The sequence below is a fragment of the Legionella nigrisilvae genome (assembly GCF_977063395.2).
Genome location: NZ_CDRUGZ020000019.1, coordinates 139,832 through 163,348, shown reverse-complemented (window position 1 = coordinate 163,348; position 23,517 = coordinate 139,832). Strand labels below are relative to the sequence as shown.

The following is a 23,517-nucleotide window of genomic DNA, read 5'->3' as shown; positions in this document are numbered from 1 at the left end:
CTCAATTTTATTTTGTTCTCGAGGACATCCATTCTTCCGTTCACAGCATTGTTTTCAAAAACACGAATGTCAAATGATAGGCTGAACAAAAAAGTTACATTTTTCGATAACAACAGCCTATGTTCTAAACGCGATATATTTGTCCTTATTATTAAATTATTAAAAGTAGTTTTACGAATACTTCATAACGAATTGTTCAATTAAAGCAGGAAACGAGTATTCAAAATGAAGCTATGAAAATAGTTAGGATAATCATAGTGCCTAATATTAACTCATTGTGAGTTACAGTAAAAGTTATTTTCTTGAGTAAAAAAAATCTCGTTTTGTTGCCGAAAATATTAGGGAAAAGTCGAGATATTACAGGATGTTATGAAGTTCATACCGGAAGCTATTTTAAATTTTTTACAATTGAACTACTGTATTATTCAAAGGAGGGCTTAGTTATGGTTAACTTTTTTAAAGATAAAAAAAAGTCGGTCGATCCGCCAAATGAATATTATCCTGCCCTACATAAAGCACTAGAGGCAACCATGAGGGTGTGTGTTGCGAGTACTTCTGCACTAGTGATTAATCCATTAACAGCAAAAATTTGTACCTACCGAATGGCTCAATATAACGAAAATAGTTTTATGGCTGTGCAAGAAATAGGCAAGCTCCGATCTTTTTTGTTTAAAGTGTCCCAATACCTTGAAAATAGGGAGATTAATTTTCTTGATGCGCGAGCCTCCATAAAATATACCATGTCTGGATGTAGGGCTGGAAACTGTGAACACCAAGCATTCTATTTAGCTGCATTACTTCGAGACCAAAAAATTCCCGCATTTATTTATGATATTGAAGATATTGAACATACAGTGGTTATCACCAAAGATTTTTTGCTTGATCCCTGGATAGGTACAATTTTTCGCTTAACTGAAACAGACCTCTGCACATTTTATAATTCATCCCTTAATATGAATGCTTCATGGCTGAATCATTTATTAAGTGATAAAGAGTTTCCTTACCAGGATCGGTTGGACAAAAACACGCTATATTATTATTTTGCACCTCAAGAGAATGCAACCCATGTCACGTGTTGCATTCTTTTTTAAAATCCAATAAATATAGCATATAAAACCGAGTAGTGTTCCTCCCTATTAAAACAATTTAAACCCAAAATGTTCAACTATAATAAGATTATAAGTGAAGCATAGAGCAACCTGGTGTTTTTAATCTGATGAAAAAAATAATGAATTTTCTTCAATATCGAAGACATTTCAGGGGTTCGCTTATTGAGAAATACAGTTTTATTAGAGGATCACATGGGATTTTCACTATCTGAATTTTTAGATTATGATGCGAACGGGCAAGTCCAATTAAATGCATTCATCAATGGAAAAGAAGCCACTTCTTATCAAGATTATTTACTTGTTTTAGATAATGTTACGCAAATTTGTCAAAACGAAGAGGATGCTCCCTTATCTCCGGCGTACGTGAAGAATCTGGCTAAAGTTTTATTGGAAAAATTCCAAGAGCATCTTAGGGCAACGCAAAGCGATTGGTATGATAAAAACAATCCTCAAATCTACACCGTAGCAAAACAGTTGGAAGCCTTTGCTTTTCTAATAGGCGAACAAGAAGCAATGAAACAAATACGCGCAGAATTTCCCTTATTACAATCAGTTAAATGTGATTATGAAGCGTATAGCCATGAGAACTTTTTAAATAATTTAGATCCGCTTAAATTTAAGAATTTTGACCGTAATTTACTTGCATTGCAAATGATGATTCGGATATTGGATCCCCGTTATATCAATCAGCGCGATGAGCAGGTCTGCGGTGTCAATGCTTTTGTACACAACATTGCTTTGTTTAATCCATTAAATTACGTGAAAATAGTCTCGGAACTTGCCTCTAAAGGGGTGTGTGATCTTAAAGAATTTGCTGGCAAAGAAGGCGTATTGCGTATTGAAGTAACGGATGCGGTTGCAAATAAAAAAAGTGGCCAGGAAGATACGATTCGGGATGTAGATCATATCATTTTAAATGGGATACGCTCTTCGGAAAATTCAATTGTTCGCTATAGTGCAGAAGGTGCTGAGCTGGCCAAACAGTTGTTTGGTGTTACTACTCATCAGGAAATCAATCGTTGGATGAAACAAGCAGGTTATCACCATGTGCAAAATATTCCTATTCATAATCGAGAAGCAATAAAACAATTACAATTACTCATCCAGGACGGTTATAGGGTGGGTTTTGCAGGTACCGGAAGCCTTGCTTCATATATTCTTGATCCAGAGGAAGGAGAGCCCCAGAGAAAAAACCTAATACAACGCTTTATGGATGGTCATTTTTTTATTATTAGAAATATTGAATATGATGAACAAAGTGATAAGGTCAATGTTCGCATTTTGACGTGGGGAAGGGAGCAATCCGCATCAATCCCATTTGATGTATGGAAAAAAAATATAGGAGTTGTGGGCTCAGCGGTGGTTGGGCAAGATCCCTATATGAAATTTATGTTCCATACTCGCGCTCGAGAGATAGATGATTTACAGCGTAACACTTATTGTTCTCCTGAGGCATATTGTTTGTATGTAAAAAATATCCTCGAAGACACCCCTGGATATGAAAAAATTACTAAGCTTTTAAACCAAGCGTTTAAGCATGCCAATGGAATAACTTGGTATAAAGCAGCCAAGGAAATTCAAGATGCAATTGAGGAGTTACCTAAGGAAAAAGCGCTTATGGTTCCCTCAAAAATATCGATTATTCCTAGAGTTACGCCCGAGATTAAAATGGAGTTTGACCGGATTCATCACCTACATAGTCGTCCTCAGAAAATTACGGCTTTAGAACATCTTGGAACTCAAGATAATATTGAAGTTCAGCGGCAATTGATGCCCTTGTATGCACAAAGCGGCCAATGGGAGAAGGTGAGGGGGCTTTTAGCCGATGTAGAAAGGTACAGTCGCACGGATCGAGAAATAATTTATGAGAGCTTAGAGTTAGGGTGTTGTTTAGTTCTCGGGGATGTAAAAATTCCAAAAGATATCGCGGAATTGGTTGAAGGAAATGCTCAATTTAATTTTAAAGCAAAGGACTTAATTCGAGTGCTAAGTGAGCTTACTGGGATTCCTAAAGGGGGGAATTTTACCTATGGAATTCGAAGCCGATTGTTAGAGGTGGTCAATAACAGACTTGAAGAAGAAGGAAAAGAAAAAGTTCAACATCTGAGTGAGGTTATTTTATATAAGAAGGATATTTATAATTTGGTGTGGTTACTCGATAAAGAAGTCCAAAGGGTCGACCCATCCCATAAAATCATGAGAAAAGATCAGCTTAAAAAATTTTGTAATGTACTGGTTGATAGAATTGAGAACAAAGATTTATTACAAGATGAGGTGGATTTGCACTTTGCTTCCAGCCTAAAACACAAACTACCTAGGGTTTTAAGAAAAATATCTGAGTTTTTTTTAAAAGTGGCTTCAATTTTTGATGATAATATTATTTCAAAGGGAGTTGAAAAGATTAAGAATTTTAAAGATGAAATGAATAATAATAGGGTAAATAAGCAGCCAGAACCATTGGATTCAAGCGTTGTAGTTCAAAACGCTATGCCAACTAAAACCGTGATTTAAACTGCCTATGTATGGATACAATTGTGTCCCCTTCGAATCCTAAGCTATTGTACATGCAAAGCTATAGCGAATAATGAGGCTTAGCCGATTTTGTTTCTATTTCTTCAGTGATCCGATTAAAAGTATTTAAAAAATGCTCCGGCAAGTTTAAGGATTGTAGCATTTCATTCATTTTTTGAAGATTAGGTACTATCTCATGAAGAGTTTGAGCATCAATTTCTGCATCGCTCTCCAGCTCCTCATAACGCTGAACGGCAATAAATAACTGAGTTATTTTCGGTGGTGCGTTCATTAATAAAATATGTAAGACCTCTTCATCATCCATCGATCCATTAGTTGAGCTTTTCAATTGGTCGATGATTCTTCCCATTTTTTTGAGTTGGTAGGAAGGGATTTTGCATAAGACAATTAGATTAGCAAAGGAATAAGTCATATAATTAAATTTTTCAAGTTGCAGAAACCGTTCAATTTCTTGATCTTCTTCGCTAAGCTCGTCTAGGGTATCGGCCTGTGTGACGTATCGTGCGATGGTTTCCAAATCAGATTGTGAATAACTTCGAGCTAAGCCAATGTAATAAAGATCTCGAATGGCCCTGCTACCCGGCTCGGTGCTGATATGGCCGGTTCTATTAAAGAGTCCATTTTCTTTGCGAAGCGAATTTTCACAAAGAGTTCCACCTTCAATGGTCCAATATTCCTCAGCCGAAGGACCATAACTGTACATGGAATTGGTAGGATATAATGTCTGAAGTAAGGGATCATCACTATATTTTGGTCCTTGGAAAAAAGGTCCAAAATTATGTCTCGCTTTGCCAGTAAGATTGTGCAGGGCATGAATAAGCTCATGACCCAATAAGATAAATGCTGGGCCAATATCCGTTAGCCCCTTTCCGGGGGAGGCATAGACTTCTAAATTCAAAGACGAAACTTTATCGTTATAGCGATAATCTACTCCGATATTTACCCTTCGTGTACCAGGGCCACGAACGGTCTCTCTTTTAAAAATGGTTTTAAAATCTTGCTCAGGGGTTATTTTTTTCCTGGCATATTCCGGACTTGTTTCTGCGAGTCCTCCTGCGGCCATGGAACATTCAAAATTATTGCTGCGCGTTAGTATTAACTGAGCGTCTTTAGTTGTAAGTAAATAATTGAGTTTTACAATCAGTTTTATTCCTTCTGGTCTCGAGGCAAGTTGCATTAACAGAGAATTTATATAGTTGAATTCTTCGTTAGTTAGTGAATTATTTTTACGTAGGTTAGCAATAAGTTGATAAAAATTGGCGCGTACAACTTCTGCAGTTTCCTTTTCTTTCAATTCAGGAAGAATGTATTGTGGGTTTAAGGCAACCTCTTGTTCATTATGAATATAGAGCGCTGAATTTTCATATAAATTCTTAGCCAAATCATTATGGACAACTTGTAAACCTCTTAAAAGATTTTTTATCGCGAGAATTCGTTTAAAAAATATAATTTGATCATCTTTTGTCGCTTGAGGGTTAAATTGTGCATATTCTGCTTCGATTGCCCTATACAATGTGTGGTTTAACTGATCTACATAAGCGGCTTGTTGCATTAGGTCAGGATTATTGTTTTGAGGAAATTCGCTTTGATGCTTAATACCCAGCTCTGATAATTGTTTAGAAATAACCTCAATTTTCTCTCTCATGATCTAAATAAGTTCATTTGGATTTAATAATAGTATAGACGATTATATTTTGACCAATTTAGCAGGAAGGATGAGCAATGCTCTTTTGAAAGAAATTCATGGTGAACAAAATTTTCTATGAAACCAATATCTTAGGAACTACAATGATGAGTTTTTTATTATTGCTCTTGCGTTTGTATGTTTAATGTATTCTAAAACGATTCGTTTTTCGAAAAAGAATCAAAGGAGTCTTCGTGAGAGTCTCCTTTTGTCATGACAAGATGCTTATGAAAAGCTATTTAATGGAATACCTTGATCAGACTCTTCATCCTTATCGAACTTATCATCCTCTGCTGCATTTATACCGGTTAATTGTCTTTGGTGATAGGCAAGCATTAATCCATAAATACTATTCGATAGAGGTGTAGAAAACATACCTACTGCAGGTGCTTCAATCAACTCGATTCCATTTTCAGCAAGCTTTGCTTGTATATCAATTTTTGTTTCAGCAATTATCTTTGCAGCGTTTCTTAAGAGTTCAATTTTAAGTAAGGGGATCTGCTCTCTGTGAGTAGTTTCGAACTGATCGATTTCGGCTTTGATAAGACCCATAAATTCTTTCTTAATCTCCAATGTGCCATATAAAGTCGAATAGGTATATTGCTCTGCATAGAGCAGTCCGGAAAGGGTTTTAAGTAAGGTATGCCAGCTGCGATCATGCAGCATCCATAATATGGGGTTGTTAGGAAATTCTTTATAGCAATTCTCTAAATGAACAGCCCCAGACTCTAACAGGTCAATCAATTTCCTTTTAAGCAAGCTAATATCGTTCTCGAATTGAGTTAATCCTTCATGCACTTTATTCGCTCGAAGCAAGCTCTTGATTTCTTTTTGTATTGCTTTTACTTGTTTATATAACGAAATTAAATCGACGTCTTCATTAAGTTGTTGTTTCAAATAGTGCGCTGAATCAATGTAATTCGGGAGTTGTTCCGTTTTTATGCTTCGATGACTATAGATAGCAAAATAGATCTCACCAATTCCCAAGCCTACTCTGTAAGCACCCAAAGCATAAGCAAATTGACGCATAAAAGCTTGTGCTTCTGGAGTATATTTTTTTTCGGGTTTAAACAGATAGGTACCTTCTTGTTGGTGAAACTCTAACGGTAAGCCACTTCCTGAAACATGTTTATCAAAAGCTGCGACGAGACTTGGGTGTTCTGCTGAACCCATAATTTCTTCTGCAGTTCTCACTAATAAACGCTCGTCAATCAGACATTGTTCCATCCCTGCACGAACCATATTGAAACTAAAAACTTGTTCTTCTCCCTGAGCCACTTCGGTGAGTTTTTGTGTTCGTCCTTCATTAAAGAAATAGTTTTTTAATAACTCCCTTATTTTAAACATCGCCATCTTATAGTGATCAAGACGGGTAAAAATTGGTTGAATTACCTTGTTTATTTCTTGTCGGTGGAGTTCCAGTTTTCCTTCCATAATTTCTCCTACTCTATCCTTTATTGTTTTAATTTCTACAGTGCGCCAGGTTCAGTGTCAAGGTGTTTAATTTTTCCGAATTGATTGTGGATGGTTAAATAAAAGGACTACTCAATAGGAGCAATTTTCCTATTTGCATCCTGCTATACTTAAATTAATTCACTCAGCGAGTTTTTTGTATGCAGGATGCCAAATTACCTTCTAACATTAAATCTTCTACTTGGTATGTTTCAGCAATGGAACATTTGGTTAAGGTCGTACAGGATTTATCTCAGGCAAATGATATTCAAGCGATCACCGAAATTGTACGCCATGCTGCCCGCGAACTTACGGGAGCAGATGGTGCAACATTTGTCCTAAGGGAGGACAACTGTTGTTACTATGTGGAGGAAAATGCGATCGGTCCATTATGGAAAGGTAAGCGTTTTCCAATGGAAACCTGCATCAGTGGTTGGGTTATGCTGCATCAAGAATTAGCCGTCATTGAGGATATCTATTGTGATCCGCGAATTCCACAAGATGCATATCGACCTACATTTGTTAAGAGTTTGGCAATGGTCCCTATACGAAGAGAGGATCCGATAGGTGCTATTGGTAATTACTGGGCTAAAAAACGTCTACCCACGCCAGAAGAGCTCCATATTTTACAAGCACTAGCAGATACCACATCGGTTGCACTGAAAAATGCCGACCTTTACATTGATCTCAATAAACATATAGAAACCATACGCGAGCGGGAGGCGCATGCCCGAGCACAACGAGATACTCTGGAGATTTTTACTCGTGCGTTAGCACATGATCTAAGAGAACCTGCACGAACTATGAGTTCTTTCGTGGATGTTATTGCCCAAGAACAACCTCATTTTTCGGGTAGGGTCGCTGATTATTTTCAGCATATTTACAATGCCAGCAAACGCATGTTGACGCTTATCGATACCGTTTTTAATTACATGCAACTTGATCAGTTTAAAAAAGAATATAGGGAAGAATGTGATATGAATGAGGTAATCGAAGAAGTTTCAAAAAACCTTGACTACCTCATTCGAGAAAAAAATGTGCATATTATTGCCGAAAAGGTCCCTCATGTAAGTGCAAATCGAACCCAAATGATCCAATTAATGCAAAATTTAATTAGCAATGCCATTTATTATAATGAAAATATTCCCGAAATATCGATTTCGGCAAACCCCAAAAAACAATTTGTAGAGTTTCACGTATCGGATAATGGTTTAGGTATTGATGCTAAAGACCATGAGCTCATTTTTCAGCCATTTAAACGCGCTACTCTTATAAGTAAGGGGTCTGGGTTAGGGTTAGCGATATGTTCCAAAATTTTAGAATTAAATGGTGGAACTATAACGTGTAAATCCAAACTTGAGGGAGGAACCATATTTTCCTTTACTCTCCCCTGTGCTCTAAAAATAAAGAGACGAAGAAAAGTAAAAAACATCTCAGCGAGCCCAGTTAATATACCTATTACTACCTTGGCTAATATTTTATTTGTAGATGATCTTAAAGAAGATCTAGAGTTCACTAAAATTATTTTAGAACGCGCGCGTATAAAATTTAATCTATTTATAGCGCAAAGCGGGACAGATGCACTTAATCTATTACATGACCAGTGCGCTCGCAATAATCCGATTGATTTGATATTTCTTGATATCAACTTGCCGGGGATGGATGGTTTCGAAATTTTGAAACAAATTCAAACGGATAAACAGCTCAATAAAACGCCAGTCATAATGTGCACCGGATCAGATTATAGTAAAGACAGAGAAAAATCTGCCGCACTAGGAGCTGCAGGCTATCTAATCAAGCCAATTGAAAAAAAATCCTTGCATGACCTAATCGATACCCTAGCTGCAGTAAGATGTTGTCCAACAGATGAGGGGTACATCATTATTCGCAATGAGTTAATTGTTTCATGAAAACAAACTTAGAGTTTATGTTCTTTGTTGCCATAAAAATAACCTTCTCCAGTTTCTACCCACGATATGATCGTTATGCTCAAGGGATGGGTTAAAGCGTGTCTAAATCTAAATGAGACCTTTTTAAACCTAGTCTATCCAAAATAAATCTGTAGTTTTTAATTACCAATAAGTCAAAAATTTGGTTTTATGTATATTAATCAATTCTATTTCCATGATTTCCAACAAGATATTCTAAATAAACTCTTAATGATCAAAAAGTGTATTGACTGGAAAATTTCTATTCGCAATAATGATTTTGTAATTATTTAGTCATTTTGATCTCAATTTGATGCACTCTGTTAATCTGCAAACCAGGAGAATATCATGCTGACAAGTTATCACCTTAGATTACTTATAGAAAAATGTCGGGAAATAGGTGGGAGTGGACTCGATAGTGGTGTCACCGCTGCTATGCCACAACTTCAAATTGATATCTTAAAACCCCCACATGATTTTTTAGGTGCGCAAGGTAATCCTGCGATTTTTGTAAATAAAAACACCTACAAATTATTAGGACAACATCATAAGGATTGGATAATTAATCAGACTATTGCCTTAAAGATAAGCTTTTTAGAACAAAAAACAATTAATATTATCGGAGCAATTGTTCATGAAGCAGGTCATGCGTTTAATGTAGCTGCAAAAATTGCTAATTCGGAAGCCAATGCATATATCTATGAAATCGAAGTGCTGCGGAAGTTGTTTAAAATGAAAAGCCCTTTGCTATTTGGTTGTACTGCTCCTGACCTTCAAGCATTTTTTAAAGAGCGTCTACCTTTTTATACTAAAGAAATTTCTAATAAATACCTTGCAGACTTGGTTCGCTCAATAAAATACGAATTTAAACTTGAAGAAATGACGCCTCCCACAAAACATCAAGAACACATTTCTGTTTTTGTAACAGGTATAACCTTATTTACTCAGAAACAAGGTGATAAAGAACGGGAAGGAACTTTGGGAAGAAAGGATAATTTTATCCAGTCGTTTTGAAATATAAAAATTAAATGAATCGTATGGAGTTTGCTTTGGTGCCGGGGCTTTTTAAATTATCCGGCATAAAGGCAACTGTATGAAAGATGCTGCACTCAAATAAACCAATAAGTATTGAACATTGGATTTACAACCAATGAGGATAATGGGTTCCATTGCAAAAGAATAATCCTAATCGATTAAGTTTAATCGAGATATATTTTTTAGTGGATGAGAATCCGTCTACACCAGCGCGCTAAGCATGATTTTCTATATAAATAATAAAACGTCAGGAAAGTAAAACTTTTGAACCAATGAGTGCATTTAATATTTTCTTAAGGATTGCTCGATTATAATGCTGTCAATTTATGGGCTATTCATGCAGATAATCTCCAAATAGTAAAATATCTGAATGAGCGGAGGACTGATACAACTTAGGCAATCTTAAATCAATAAGCTGGAATTATGTTGAGATAGATTTTTTAAGTTATCAGTGTGCTCAAAACAATCCAATAATAAAAATTAGATTCTAAGGAAAAAGCAGTACGTATGCCGGTTTACATCTTGATCAACTTGTATTCATAAACTTTCTTAAATTAAAACTATCTACAGCGAATTGAATAAGATTTCTTGGGGCAAGAGATTATTCCCAACTTATTTCTCGATTTACGAAACAGACTTCGGCGTTTGCTGAGTTTCCATATTAAATTTTAAGTAGGTTTCACATGAATAATAAGCACGATCTGAAGCAACAAGAGCAAATGGCTATGATAAGAGCAGAACGGGCTCAGCGATTTGCAGAACAAAAAGCAAAGAAAGAGGCCTCAGGGCTCTTGGGTCATTTAAATTCACTTAATGAATGTTTTCAACGCAATCCATTTCCCAAAGACAGCAGTGAAGATATTTATGCCTCAGCAGAACGTGCGACTAAATATCTAACTGCAGTTATCGAGTTACAACATCAAATCAATGAGTTAATTAATATATGGAGCAGTAGGGAATCCGATTTAAAACCTCTGGGTCAAGCAATGAGTGAACAATTGGGTACCACTGGAAAATCGTGTGATTTGGATGCTTCATTCGAACACGATTTCGTACAGTTTTTTAAATATGTCCTTTTGCTGCAAGACCATTTAAATGAAGTAGTGTCGCATATTAATGATCGAAATGTAGAACGACGCAATCAGGATAAGAATATTATTGTTGAGGTCAAGATAATTCAGGAGCATTTGCAACATATCCTGCTCCAGTTATCTGGAAAGCAATTCAATGATAGTGAGAAAAAAAAGAGCGAACCCCTGGTTACTGCACCAGTTCAATCAGTGGAGGCTGTTGAATCTGATGAGGATATAAATCAAGACAATCCTTTTTTTGCACTTCCTAATGAAATGATGATGTACATTTTAAGTCAAGTTCCTCCACAGGATCTGCTCAATGTACGGCAAATGGCTAAATCAAAAACTGCATTAGTTGATGACACCCTTAAAATGATAACCCAACCCCTTTATATCATCGGTTTCCTAAGTCAAGCGGACGGAATCACAGGTCATCAATTTACAGCGTTTTATCAGAAAACCCAACGCTATCAAGATTTAAAAAGTAAAGTCCTTGCCCAAAAATTCCTCACTCCGGAGGAGGCCATTTGTTATACACTTACTCGTGATTGTAATGAACTGCCTGTTAATTTAAAAGAAGCGATGCAGGAAATCGAGTTGGATGAGGATACTAGGAAGCATTTAGAACTCATTATAACTACCTCAGCAAACATTCGTACTTTTAATCGCAAATTGGAAAAAAAATCTTGCTTACCCAGGGATGAGCTCAGTGAGCTAATGCGAGATAAATTAAATAATTTATTAGTTCTTTTAAAACCGCATCCCCATCAATTTGTTAATTTAATTGTAGGTGCTAATTTCAGTAATTTGCAGTTATCAGGTCTGGATTTTTCTTATCTTAATCTAAGAGGCATTAACTTTAACGATGCAGACCTTAGGGGGGCTCATTTTATAGGTGCTTGTCTCTCTGGAGCCAATTTCAACGGTGCTCTATTGCAGGGAGTAGATTTTACTGATGCAGAACTTAGAGGGATGCAATTAAACACAACAAATTTTGAGGATGTGGATCTGTCGGCAATGGACTTGAGCGGACTCGATTTCGAATGGGCCTATATCCGCAATGCTAAATTTTTACGTGCTGATGCCTTAAATAGCCCCTGGAAACTAATTACGGCGTTACACCAATTTGAACAAAAAATTGCAACACACTCGTCTGGAAGCAAACGTAAATTACATGAACGCATCCTGATGGAGATTGCGCACCAGCTTGAAAATTCTACCCGATACAGTAAAAGGGAAAAAATAACTTTGCTTGATATTGCTTTATCGATAATAAAACCCGGTGATCAAATTGTAGGTCTATTTCTCTTTCAAAATGCTTGCCAGGAGTTAAAAGATAAATTGAGCTTGGGAGAATCTCAAACCCATACTCCTGACCATCCACTGCAAACGGAGGCTAAAGAGATTCTTGAGCGTATTGAGGCTATTCTCTATGGAACAGATGAAAGTCTTGCAGGAGCATCGCTAAAAACTCGTCATAATGCTTATAAGGATCAATTCACATTGTTAAAGCAATGTATTTTAAAATACCCTGAATTAGACAATAGTATTAAGCTTACGCAAGCATTAGGAATTAGTGCTGAAATGTGGCATATGCTTTTTATTTCATGTCCCGCAATTATGCTAAAACATGGATTAGTAACCCCTATTATGGCGGGGTACAATCTGGAAACTCAACAGCCAAGAGCGAGCAAGCGTTATGCCAGTCAAGTGTTCGATGGTTTTGAGTTTAATATTCGAGCATTGCAACAAATAAAATTAAAGGATTTGCAGCAATATTTATATGAAGAGGAAGATTTTCTTATTTTAGAAGCAAATGACCGTACAAATGTGCGCGTAAAACTGGGTGATTTATTTATTACTTTTTGCCCAGGTGGTAAGGGAAGTGTTATTTCAAAGGTTGAGGTTATTGATTTTGCACATAAAAAATTAATGCCGGGGTTCTCTGTTAACTTACAACGCGGTAGGCATATTCCCTTCGAGGCATTTATGCCACTAAATCCTTATCTTAATTATGCTGCTGCAACTGTATCCCCTTGGAATATCTCTGTCGAAGATATGCCCTATATCGAAGAGGCTTATGCATTAAAAAAACAAATAATAGAGCGGATATTTACTTCTGAAAAAATTAATCGCTATCCTAAGCAAGCTATATTTAATTCGATTTTTGAACAAAACGAGAATCGACAAAAAAGTCTGATGGCTGAATTACCTATGGAGTTAGTGGATAGGGTTTGTGCCCATGTTTATGCAAACACATATACTCGACGCAATAACAATTCGCCTCTTAGTGAAGTTTATGAATTGCACGATAAGTTTTTTAAAGATAAAACGAATCGTGTTCAAATGACTGCACAGCCCCGGCGAGTCATATCTACTACTCCTCAAGCGAAGAGATCTACTCAGCGTGTCGTACCATCTGTCCCTCAGGTGAACGCACTCCTGCCTGGAGGCGTATCGGTAATGCCTCAAGGGAGGATACCTCTTCCGCAAATCAGGTCACACATTCCTAAAGTGAAAGCACCCTCTCAGCGTGTTGTATCCTCTACTTCAGAAAAAGGTAAAGAAAAAGAAATTGTGAACCAGAATCAGCAGACTGGGCTGGTCAAATCGTCTTCCCCAAAAAGCCATGGTTTATTTGCGGAAACGGGAAAAAGAGTTGCTCGCAAGCACATAGAATCTCGTTCTACTTTACCTCCCAAAAGAGAGGTTTTAGGGCCAAGGGTATCTCCTGCCGCACAACAGAACATTGCTCAAGTTGGCACAACCGCTCTTCATGCGACAAACGAACCCAAAAGAACTGCGTCAAATCAGGGATCAAGAATGTTTCCTGCTGGCGAGCAAAGCGTACCGCATTCTAGAGTAGATGAAGGGCAAAAAAAATCAGCAAAAAATGCGCATAAGCCGATTGCAGTCGATGTAACTACCTCTGGAAGTTGTTTGATTTCTTAAACTTAAACTCCTGTTGAGCCAACCGTATTTTATATACGGTTGGCAAGTCTCAAACACAGAAGAGAATTACTTAGCAGACTGCAGCATTTTGGCTGTGCAATTAAATTTTGAATAGGTATCCCATGAACGACAAACACGAACTGAATCAACAAGAGCAAATAGCGATGATAAGAGCAGAACGAGCGCGACAATTTGCAGAGCAAAAAGCAAAGGAAGAAGCAAAAGGATTGTTAGCACATTTAAATTTGTTTAATGAATTCTTCCATCACTATTCATTCCCCACAAACAAAAATGAAGATATTTATGCAACAACACAAAGTACCGACAAATACGTAACCGCAGTGCTCGAGTTACAACCCGTACTTAATGAGTTAATCCAAGAATGGGACGGTATTGAATCCGATCTGAGGCTGCTCAGTCATGCGATGCAATTGCTGGCTAGTGGCAAATCCAGTGGTTTGGGCGCTTCATTTGAACATGAATTAACGCAGTTTTTTAAAGGTCTTCCAATGCTGAAGGAGCATTTAAATGAGGTTACGGCGCATATTAATGACCGAGATGAAGAGCGACGTTATCATGATCAGAGTATTATCGTCGACGTGAACATGCTTCAGGAGCACTTGCAGCACATTCTGCTTCAGTTATCTGGAGAGCCATTGCATGATGTTGATGAACTGACGGTTTCAGTCGTTTCGACCGCACCGAGTACCTCACTTGAGGCAGCAGAAGGCGTTGACGATATCAATCAAGGCAATGCCTTCTTTGCGCTTCCTGATGAAATAATGATGTACATTCTGCTTCAATTATCGCCCCAGGATTTGCTTAATGCACGAGGGGTGGCCAAGTCAAAAACTGGAGTAGTTGATGCCACATTTGAACTCATAACCCGACCTCATTTTATCATTGATTACTTAAGCCATGCGGATGGAATGGTCGGCCATCAATTTACAGCGTTTTACCAGCGAACCCAGCGTTATCAAGAGCTAAAGCGCAAAGTTCTGGCAAATGAGCCTCTTACTGCCGAAGAGGCTATTTGCTATACGCTCACCCGTGATTGCAATGTTTTGCCCGCGAACTTGAAAGAGGCAATGCAGAAACTTTCATTAGATGAAACCACCAGGAACCATTTGGAACTGATTAGCACTGCATCAGAGGAAATTCGTGCAATTGATGCCAAAATAAACGAGCTTCAATTTAATAACTTGGTCACAATTCGCAGCATCATGGAGCAGGCTTATTCAAATCTATTGGCCACTTTAAAACACCTACATCCCCTCCAATTCGTTAATTTAATTGCTGGATCCAATTTTAGTGGTGGGCAATTTTCAGGTCAGGATTTTTCTTATCTCAATCTACGAGGCATACAATTTAGAGATGCGGATCTTCGGGGGGCTAATTTTAATAGGGCTTGTTTAGCTGGTGCAGATCTAAGTAGAGCTTTATTAAAAGGTGTTCATTTTACTGATGAACAACTAAGAGATATGCAGTTAAATGGGGCAAACTTTGCTGGGGTTGACCTGTCTGCAAATAATTTGGAAGGGATTGATTTTGAATGGGCCTATGTCTGTGGCGCGAAATTATTACCGGTCGATGCCCTAAATAGCGCCGAAGAATTAAGTGCGACATTAGCTCAATTTGCACAAAGCATTGCAAAACACTCGTCTGGTAGCAAGCGAAAATTACAAGAATGCATATTAGCAGAAATTGCGCAGCAGCTTGAAATCTCCACCAAACACAGTTTAAGGGAAAAAATGGACTTGCTGGATGTTGCTTTAGCAGCGATTAAGCCAGCCGAGCTGATTGTAGGACTATTTCCTTTCCAAAATGCGTGTCAAAATTTAAAAGAAAAGATGAGCTTAGCGCAACCTACTCAGAACACTCCAGAACATCCGCTGAAAAAAGAGGCTAAGGATATTCTGGATCGTATTTGGGGTATGCTTCACGGAACGGACAAAGCTGAAGAAAAAAAACCAAGCTGGTTTCCAATACGGAAAGAAATTAACATTTATGCCTATAAACAGGAATGCAGGTCATTGATCGAATGTATTAGTAAATATCCTGAGTTAAACGATGGCCTTAAGGTTACCAAAGCGCTTGGTATTAGTCCTGAAATGTGGCATATGCTTTATACTACATATCCGGCTTTTTTTAATTGGCATCCCTCGTATTCGCCAATTTTAGTCGATTACCCTCGAGAGACCCAACAAACGGATGATGAAACGAGGCATTATGCCAGTGAGGTGTTTAATGGCCATAAGTTTAATATCGGCTTATTACAAAAAGTAAAGTGGACCGAGTTAGACCAATATTTATACGAAGAAGAAGATTTTGTTATATTGGAAGGCAATGAGTTTGAAGAAAAAAAAGTAAAATTGGGTGATTTATTGATTACTTTTTGTCCTTATGCGAAGGGTAGTGATTTTCCCAAATTTGAAGTGATTGATTATGAACGTCGCCAACTTCAACTCGCTTTTTCAATTAACTTAGCGCATTATGGGAACATACCTTTCGAGACATTCTTACCATTCGACCTCTTTGATATAGATGCACTGGCAGGCATTACAAATTTTGGGTTGACCGTGGATGATATTCAATATTTACCAGAAGTCTATGCATTAAAAAAACAAATTATAGAAAGAGTGTTTGCATCTGAGCGAGTCAATCGAAATCGTAAGAAAGAGCTATTTTTTCCGATTTTTGAACAACATGAAGATAAAAATGAAAATCAATTAGCTGTGCTGCCCACGGAATTGCTTGATATGGTTTGTGCCTATGTTCATAAGAACCAATTTAGGTCGCACAAAAATACTACCTCTTTAGTCCAAGTAGGTGAGTTACACGGGCAGTTTTTCAGGGAAAGAGCCAAATCATTAGAAGAGCAGACTGCAAATCGCCACGCCGGCTCAAGCTCCATGGAAAAAGGAAATAAGATAAACGCTATGGAAAACCAGCAACCTAAATCTGCTGCAAAGCTTGCTGCACCAAGAGCTCAAGGATTATTTACAGAGACTCAAAATGGACTCAACCAGGACAGCACAGGGCCTGTTGCACCGTCAAGGGCCTCAGAGCAAAGGATATCGGCTGCTTTAGAACAGAATGATCAGAAAGTATCGCCTTCATCAAGTACAAAAGCTGCTTCTCATACAGGCGAAAAGGTATCTAAAAACACAGTTCCAAATCTGGGACTAAGAATGTTTCCGGAGCAAAGAAGAGTGGAAACAGTCCAAGATAGGACTCAAGGCGATTCTGATCCCTGTTTCCCTAAGCCAATTGCGATTGATGTTTTAAGCAATGGAAGTTGCTTAATTTCATAAATTAATACTCTGAATCAACCGTATTTGCTACTCCAGGTTACAGATACGGTTGGCAAATTATAACCATTGCAAATAAATTTTTTCGGTTTAAGGTGTCGTCCCCTCCGCCGGAGCTTCATAAGAACTAATATCTTTAAGCGAGAATTTATGACAACAAAGAAAATGGACAAACGATTAATATCCCTGACACGTCACTGGAGAAGTAATACCGATTAAGTTATTATTTATTCTCAAGGAGAAGGTTTTGCAGGATAGGAGTTCATTTTTAATGAAACGTCTGAGTTTATCATTGCTACTGATTCTGGTTGGCTTCGGTGTGGCGTCTGCCGCGCAAAAGACAGTTGTCTGTCATATGCAAGGAATAGAAGATGCTCTCTCTTTTTTAGCCCCTAATAAAATCGGAGATTTACCCAAAATTGATTTTGATTACCCAGTGAATGTCACCCGATTCAGCCTGCGAACGGATAATTTACTGCTCGTCGCTATGGATCAGGATGAGAAAGATCGCCCACGGATTTTCTTTTCAGCACAATTTAATAAACAAAAACAAGCTTATATTGGCCAATTTATGACGGATTCTGGCGGCAATGAACTGCAACTGGATAATGGTCTGCTTTCCTGTACCTTAAAATAATTAGGGTTCATAGGAGGGCTCGCTAAGGTTCAAGCGAACGATTGAGTGCTTCGATTTCATCGAGAATCTTTAGAAATTTTTCTCCAAATGGGGTAACGAAATACTCAACCCTGGGGGGAAGTTCGTGGAACGTTGTTTTGCCAAGGATACCAAATTCAAGATTTTTTCTAAGGCATTGATTTAAAACCTTAGTGGTGAGACCTTCGACACAGCGAACCATTTCCCCGGGACGGTTGATTCCATCTCGCAAAAGAGAATAAATGGTAAGAGACCACTTGCAACCGTAAATTGTCTCAACCATATTTGCTGTTTTTAAAGGTTTTTTTTCTTTCAATGTGTTCTTCAAGTAATTCAATAAAGTATACCAATAAGTACCTACTGTACCACTAAGTACCTACTTTTTTTAGGATTATATATCTCCCATACTCCGCGGAACAGATTTTTATTAACTAAAAGGTGAAGGACATGGTACATCATAATTTAGCCCTTATTATAGGTGGTTCTAGTGGTATGGGATTGGAAACAGCAAAAAAGCTTGCCGCAAGTAGTGATCTTGATTTACTCATCACGGGAAGGGATGAGCACAAGTTGCACCATGCTGCCAATCAAATAAGACGGATGGGCGTTAAAGTCGAAGAGTTCGTTATTGATCTTTATGATAAGGCGCGGGTTGCACAATTGGTTATGAACATAAAAAATGAGACGCGCAAAATAAAATATCTCATTAATGCGGCGGGATATTTTAAACCCATAAGTTTTTTAGACCACAAAGAAGAGGATTATGATCTACAAGTAAACCTCAACAAAGCATTTTTCTTTATTACGCAGGCCGTTGCAAAAAAAATGAAACAAGAGGGCGGCGGCGCAATCGTTAACATTGGATCCATGTGGGCAAATCAAGCCATCAAGGCTACTCCCTCCTCAGCCTATTCGATGCAAAAAGCAGGTCTTCATTCACTAACCCAGCATTTAGCTATGGAGCTGGCAGAGTACAATATCCGAGTGAATGCGGTAGCACCTGCAGTGGTCGTAACACCTATTTATAAGTCTTTCATTGCCGAAGATCAAATTGAAGTCTCGCTGCAAGATTTTAATAGCTTTCACCCTATTGGTAGAATAGGGAAGGCCACCGATGTTGCAAACACTATTGAATTCCTGCTATCCGATAAATCCAGCTGGATCACTGGAGAAATTGTTAATGTTGATGGTGGGGTTATGGCGGGAAGAAATTAACGAATAAGTAGGTTTCCCTCCCGCAGTCCAGAAAAAGGAGGGAAACATTCTTCTCCCCACTGGAGCAGGAGAATTCTTTGGGTATCGATTTCATCTTGCTCTTATTTAGGATGATATCGTTTAAAAAATTGAAGCATTTCATAAAAGACATAGGGCCCTGCATCTCGATGGTCAAGTGTGTCACTTACTGAATGAATAAATACATTACGCCCCGTTTTTCTAAACTGTTCATAGGCTATTTCTGCTCCATGATAAGGAACATCCCGATCCCCCTTGGTGCCCACGAGCAATAAAGGTGCGGATGGGGAAAAACTATAATGATTGAAATAGTCCTTCAAGGTTTCAGAATTGTTTTCAGTATGATTTAAAATGGCCTCAAAAAATTCGGTTTGAAAAATTAATGCGGGATTTTGCGGCAAAGCATTGATTATTTCTTTAGTAGAATGATGTCCATCAAAAAGCTCTGGGATCATACTGTTATAAGGAGAAACAAATAGCTGATTTAAATCAGCCCAATAGTTTTTATAGGTTTGTAGTGAATAGAAAAAATAGGCTAAATATGCGGTTGCTCGAGGCCCCGGATCGCGCATAATAAATTGCATTGTTTCATTCCAGTCATAAGGGGCCGAACCTAAAGCAACTGCAGTAATTGGGATATCAGGATACTGGGTGGCAAGGGATTCAAACAGTACTAAAGAAGAAAATCCGCCCTCTGAGTAGCCACCAATATACAGCTGGTCATTGAGATCAATCTTTATTATTTTAGTAAGCTCCTTGGCAGCTAATAGCATATTTATACTGCAACTGGCCAGGGTTTCATATTGTACATAAGGATGAAGTGCTAACTCATTGTCTCCGAAACCCAGGTAATCTGGCATAACGGTCAGATAACCGCCATGACTGGAAAATAGAGCCGGATATATTGCATCACCTTCCTTCACCCTCGAAGGTGCGTCCTCATGATTGAAACGCGTTCCATGCTGATAGCTGACGATTCCCAGAGTACCGGCTACACTGGGTACAGCAACCAAACCAGAAGCGGTAGTGGTAGAACCATTCGGGGCGGGAGTGTTGTAGTTGATTTTATAAAGAGTTACATCGTATTTGGCTTCAAGTACATTAAGCGGCGGCGATTTTTTTAATGCCATTTGCGCCATCTCTTTAGAAAACTCGCCTAAATAAGTGTAACTCACAAGAATTTTTTGCTCATTTTCTTGTGATTGGCTATAGGAGTTGATAGTTAAAAACAAATATAAGAAGAAGAAAATTATTTTTTTAATAGGGGTCATTGCGATTTCGTTCCGAATTATATTTAAAATGAAAAAAGACCAATACATTAAGCATATTTTATAACTCAGATTCAACGTTTTTCTGCAATGTGTCAATTAAACTGTTTGCCCCCCATTCTTTTGATCCAATCTTATTTTTTTAACAGAATAGGACATGGCTTTATCTAAAAAAAACTGACTGATGCATCTATCAATCTCACTAATAAAGGTTAAAATTGGGACATTTTAAATCGGTCAGGTCGTATGTAGATAAACAGGATGTGCAAAAATGAAAGCAAAAAAAATACTAAATTTAATTTCTAAGGAAGACGATCAAGAATTGCTCTTCAAAAAATTAGATTCATGGTTTAGTAAAAAGCCTCAATTAATTGAAAAAACCTACATTTTTGAGCGCAACATTTTTCATCTTTTAGTATTAAAAAACAAAGCGAAGGTTCTTGATAAATTGTTATCCGATGAGCATCGAAAAGAAGTTGCGCAAAAATCGGATCGGTTAGGGAACACCATTTTACATTTAGCTGTTAGGGATGGAGAAGGAAATCAAGATGTCTTGAATATTGTGCTGAAGCATTTCCCTGAAATGGTTAACAGCCAAAATAGCAATAAAAATACCCCTTTTCATGATGCGGTTCTTTTCAATCAGCTTTGGGCGGTGCAAATTTTTCTTAATCATAAGCAAACGAAGCGTTCAATTAAAAATGGAGATATGAAAACAGCCCCGGAATTGGCTGTTGAAAATCCTGCGCTAAGACAGGCAATACTTAATATTGATTTGTCAAAAATTCAATTGCTCGATTTACGCAAGCGTCCAAGTAGTGCTGACTCTAGTTCTCTTGATAGTTTTCATGAATCATTTCCTTTGATGTCTTCCAGGAGTGCTTCCTCGGATAGTTTAGCTTCTCCAGAGAGTTACGACTCTTCCAGTCCCTTATATAAATTACAAGAAATCAACTTGCGGACACTCAATTTTGAGTTAATGGAGGAGCAAGGTAGCACAGAAGTTTTTGCTAGTAAGCCTGCAGAACCGTATTCGTTAACCCCTTATTTCAAGGATTTACTTGCGGCACATCAAACTAAAGACTCTTCTTATCAAGAACTATTTGAACAAGTGAGTAAGCTACTTTGTAAATATCATTTAAGTGATGCTCTCGATTTAACTGAGTTTTCAGCTGATACCGTTCAAGAGGTACTTCTGAATCTTCTTTCTTCTTCGCATTTGGCTGTAAACACGCGATATAAACAAATTCAAAACAGAAATTACAAATTATTTAAAGACTTTTCTTCTTTGTTACTCAGCCATAATTTAATGCTTCCTGAGGAAAAAGAAATAGAAGTTTCCGAAGAAGAATCGCTTATTAACTCCCTAAACTTGTTAACAGCCTGCAAGGAGACACCAGAGTCAATACGCGAATTTGACTTTGAACGAATCGCCCATAGAACTTTGGGTTTGTTAAGTGTTTATGATTTGGTACCCATTCTGATTAACTTAAGACGATTATACAAGGACCTCGATTATCATCAGAAGCTAGTAGCCAATTATGTTGTTTGGCAATTATTTTCCTATCAATGTATTGAAGGACTTAGATCTAATTCCTCGTTTTTTTTACAAATGAAATTCTTTTTGAAATCTAATGTTGATGAGGAAATAGGCTTAGGTTTGTTGGGATTTCACATAAACTCTCTTTTTGAAGGATTGATCGAATGTAATTCGGATGTGTTCAAGGATCCGGCATTAATTAATTACCAAATAATCACCAACTGGCTTACAGAATGTCACATCTCACAAAATTCTTTTGATCAGCTCGTGAATCGAGCATTAGATTTTAAAAAAGGCGAACGAGAGTATGAGTTAAAACTAATTGCTCAAGAAATGCGCCTGTTTACGATCAGTTTCTACCAAAAAGTTCTTATAAAAGAATTCGGAAGCGATTGGACCAAAGCAGAATATGAAAATAATGTGCCGCATATTAAACAGGTAACTCAATTTTTTAATAGGTTAAGCTCCTATTTTGTAAAAAAAATATTAAGTCAGCCCCATGATAATATTAAAAATGCTCTACAATTCATGCTGGAATTGGCTCATGAGCTTTGTCTTTTAGATGGTGAAAAATACCCTGATTTAAATAATCTGATCTTAATTTGCAGCGTATTGAATAATTCTAATATTATACGCCTGTCCCATTCATTCGAACTTTTGTCATCCAAAGAAAGAAGAACACTTGCTGAACTAGAGCAAATAGTTAGTAAGGAAGCGAATTCAAAATGGATGCGTGAAGTCTATCGACTTTATCGAACTACCCTGCCTTTTTTAGGTATGATTTTGACTGATGTTACCTTTGCTCGTGATGGAAATCCTTATCCTTTGGGCCAGTTTGAAACCGTGGGCGCAATCTTAATGAGAATACTCGAACTTAAGACTTTATTAAACAATAAATACAGCAGCAATATTACGGATCTCATAGTTTTTATAAATAATAATCCTGAAGCCAGTGAGGACGACTTATATTTAGCTTCTCTTAGAATTCAACCAAGAAAAACTGATGTGATTAATCTGGATGACTCAAGTGAAGATTGTCAGTCCATTTTGGAGGAATTGAACACTAATTTTTTAAACGATAATTTAATTCCATCCGTTCTTTTTAAAGGACAACTTCATCCCCCGATTCAATTGGCAAATCGTTTAATCTCCTATTTCAGTACTCGTATAAAAAGTATGGGTAAAGCGGTTAAGGAATTGAACGAAGTTGGGGAGTTCTCCACCGCGCAGCTCAAATTAAAAGAAGAACACGAAAAATTGGACCAGTTGATTGAGCAGCTTGGAAAAACGGTTGAACGGATCATCGAGGTAAATAGGACCTTCTATGTCAAACAAAAACTAATGGAACCTCTCAGTCCAGAATTGTATCAGGCTAAAATAAAGGGCTTAATGCAGCAATCGTCTTCGTTTGATCAAGCTACTCTTAAGAAAACACGAAGATCATCCTGGCGGCATGTAAGTTCTTTGGTGCATAAAAAAATGTTTTTCTCCACTGAGGCTAGGTCTCTGACTGCCGGGGGAGAATCTCATCCGGAGGAACTTCTTGAACGATCTGTTGGGGGAACAGGGGCGATGGGAAATCAATTGGAACCTGTTGAATGGGAACATAATGCATTACACAATTAAACAAAGATAAAAGGTACAGTCATGGAGCCCGATAGGCATTAACAATTTAAATAAAATCGGGCTTGTTAACCTGATGCATATTGAATTAGGATTTCCATTCAATTGATTAAAAGGAATTA

Annotated in this window: 13 protein-coding genes; 9 read left to right on the top strand and 4 right to left on the bottom strand. The window is 37.6% G+C overall.

The window, feature by feature from the left end; genetic code table 11:
- Window positions 1-443: 443 nt before the first annotated feature.
- Both ACWTE2_RS05765 and ACWTE2_RS05760 read left to right on the top strand, forming a co-directional pair.
- Window positions 444-1,091 (top strand): hypothetical protein, encoded by a 648-nt coding sequence (locus ACWTE2_RS05765; RefSeq protein ID WP_454784562.1) that lies wholly within the window; start codon window positions 444-446, stop codon window positions 1,089-1,091.
- A gap of 210 nt (window positions 1,092-1,301) precedes the next feature.
- On the top strand, window positions 1,302-3,620 hold the full coding sequence (locus ACWTE2_RS05760; protein ID WP_454784561.1) for a hypothetical protein: 2,319 nt from the start codon (window positions 1,302-1,304) through the stop codon (window positions 3,618-3,620).
- Between the two features lie 61 nt (window positions 3,621-3,681).
- Here ACWTE2_RS05760 and ACWTE2_RS05755 read toward each other — a convergent pair whose 3' ends face one another.
- Entirely contained in the window at window positions 3,682-5,286 is a 1,605-nt protein-coding gene (locus tag ACWTE2_RS05755; RefSeq protein ID WP_454784560.1) for a type III secretion system effector protein, read from the bottom strand.
- Window positions 5,287-5,550: 264 nt separating this feature from the next.
- Window positions 5,551-6,759: a hypothetical protein gene (locus ACWTE2_RS05750; RefSeq protein WP_454784559.1), complete on the bottom strand. Its 1,209-nt coding sequence runs from the start codon at window positions 6,757-6,759 to the stop codon at window positions 5,551-5,553.
- Between the two features lie 179 nt (window positions 6,760-6,938).
- On the opposite strand from ACWTE2_RS05750, the gene ACWTE2_RS05745 reads away from it, so the two are divergent.
- From ACWTE2_RS05745 to ACWTE2_RS05725, 5 genes are all read left to right on the top strand, one after another.
- On the top strand, window positions 6,939-8,687 hold the full coding sequence (locus ACWTE2_RS05745) for an ATP-binding protein (protein ID WP_454784558.1): 1,749 nt from the start codon (window positions 6,939-6,941) through the stop codon (window positions 8,685-8,687).
- 366 nt (window positions 8,688-9,053) lie between these two features.
- The gene (locus ACWTE2_RS05740) at window positions 9,054-9,719 is read left to right on the top strand and encodes a hypothetical protein (protein WP_454784557.1); all 666 of its coding nucleotides are present in this window, start codon (window positions 9,054-9,056) and stop codon (window positions 9,717-9,719) included.
- 704 nt (window positions 9,720-10,423) lie between these two features.
- Window positions 10,424-13,765, top strand: coding sequence for a pentapeptide repeat-containing protein (locus ACWTE2_RS05735; protein ID WP_454784556.1), 3,342 nt, complete (start codon window positions 10,424-10,426; stop codon window positions 13,763-13,765).
- Window positions 13,766-13,887: 122 nt separating this feature from the next.
- Window positions 13,888-17,079 carry a pentapeptide repeat-containing protein gene (locus tag ACWTE2_RS05730; RefSeq protein WP_454784555.1) on the top strand — a complete coding sequence of 1,064 codons (3,192 nt, stop codon included), beginning with the start codon at window positions 13,888-13,890 and terminating at the stop codon, window positions 17,077-17,079.
- A 268-nt stretch (window positions 17,080-17,347) separates the two neighbouring features.
- The gene (locus tag ACWTE2_RS05725) at window positions 17,348-17,713 is read left to right on the top strand and encodes a hypothetical protein (RefSeq protein ID WP_454784554.1); all 366 of its coding nucleotides are present in this window, start codon (window positions 17,348-17,350) and stop codon (window positions 17,711-17,713) included.
- A gap of 22 nt (window positions 17,714-17,735) precedes the next feature.
- On the opposite strand, the gene ACWTE2_RS05720 is transcribed toward ACWTE2_RS05725, so the two are convergent.
- On the bottom strand, window positions 17,736-18,014 hold the full coding sequence (locus ACWTE2_RS05720; protein ID WP_454785015.1) for a winged helix-turn-helix transcriptional regulator: 279 nt from the start codon (window positions 18,012-18,014) through the stop codon (window positions 17,736-17,738).
- A 164-nt stretch (window positions 18,015-18,178) separates the two neighbouring features.
- Here ACWTE2_RS05720 and ACWTE2_RS05715 point away from each other — a divergent pair, with 164 nt between their 5' ends.
- Window positions 18,179-18,946, top strand: coding sequence for an SDR family NAD(P)-dependent oxidoreductase (locus tag ACWTE2_RS05715; protein WP_182391801.1), 768 nt, complete (start codon window positions 18,179-18,181; stop codon window positions 18,944-18,946).
- Window positions 18,947-19,047: 101 nt separating this feature from the next.
- On the opposite strand, the gene ACWTE2_RS05710 is transcribed toward ACWTE2_RS05715, so the two are convergent.
- Window positions 19,048-20,235, bottom strand: coding sequence for an alpha/beta hydrolase family protein (locus tag ACWTE2_RS05710; protein ID WP_454784553.1), 1,188 nt, complete (start codon window positions 20,233-20,235; stop codon window positions 19,048-19,050).
- 268 nt (window positions 20,236-20,503) lie between these two features.
- Here ACWTE2_RS05710 and ACWTE2_RS05705 point away from each other — a divergent pair, with 268 nt between their 5' ends.
- A complete protein-coding gene (locus ACWTE2_RS05705) occupies window positions 20,504-23,398 on the top strand; it encodes a RasGEF domain-containing protein (protein WP_454784552.1) in 2,895 nt (964 codons plus the stop codon).
- Window positions 23,399-23,517: the final 119 nt, after the last annotated feature.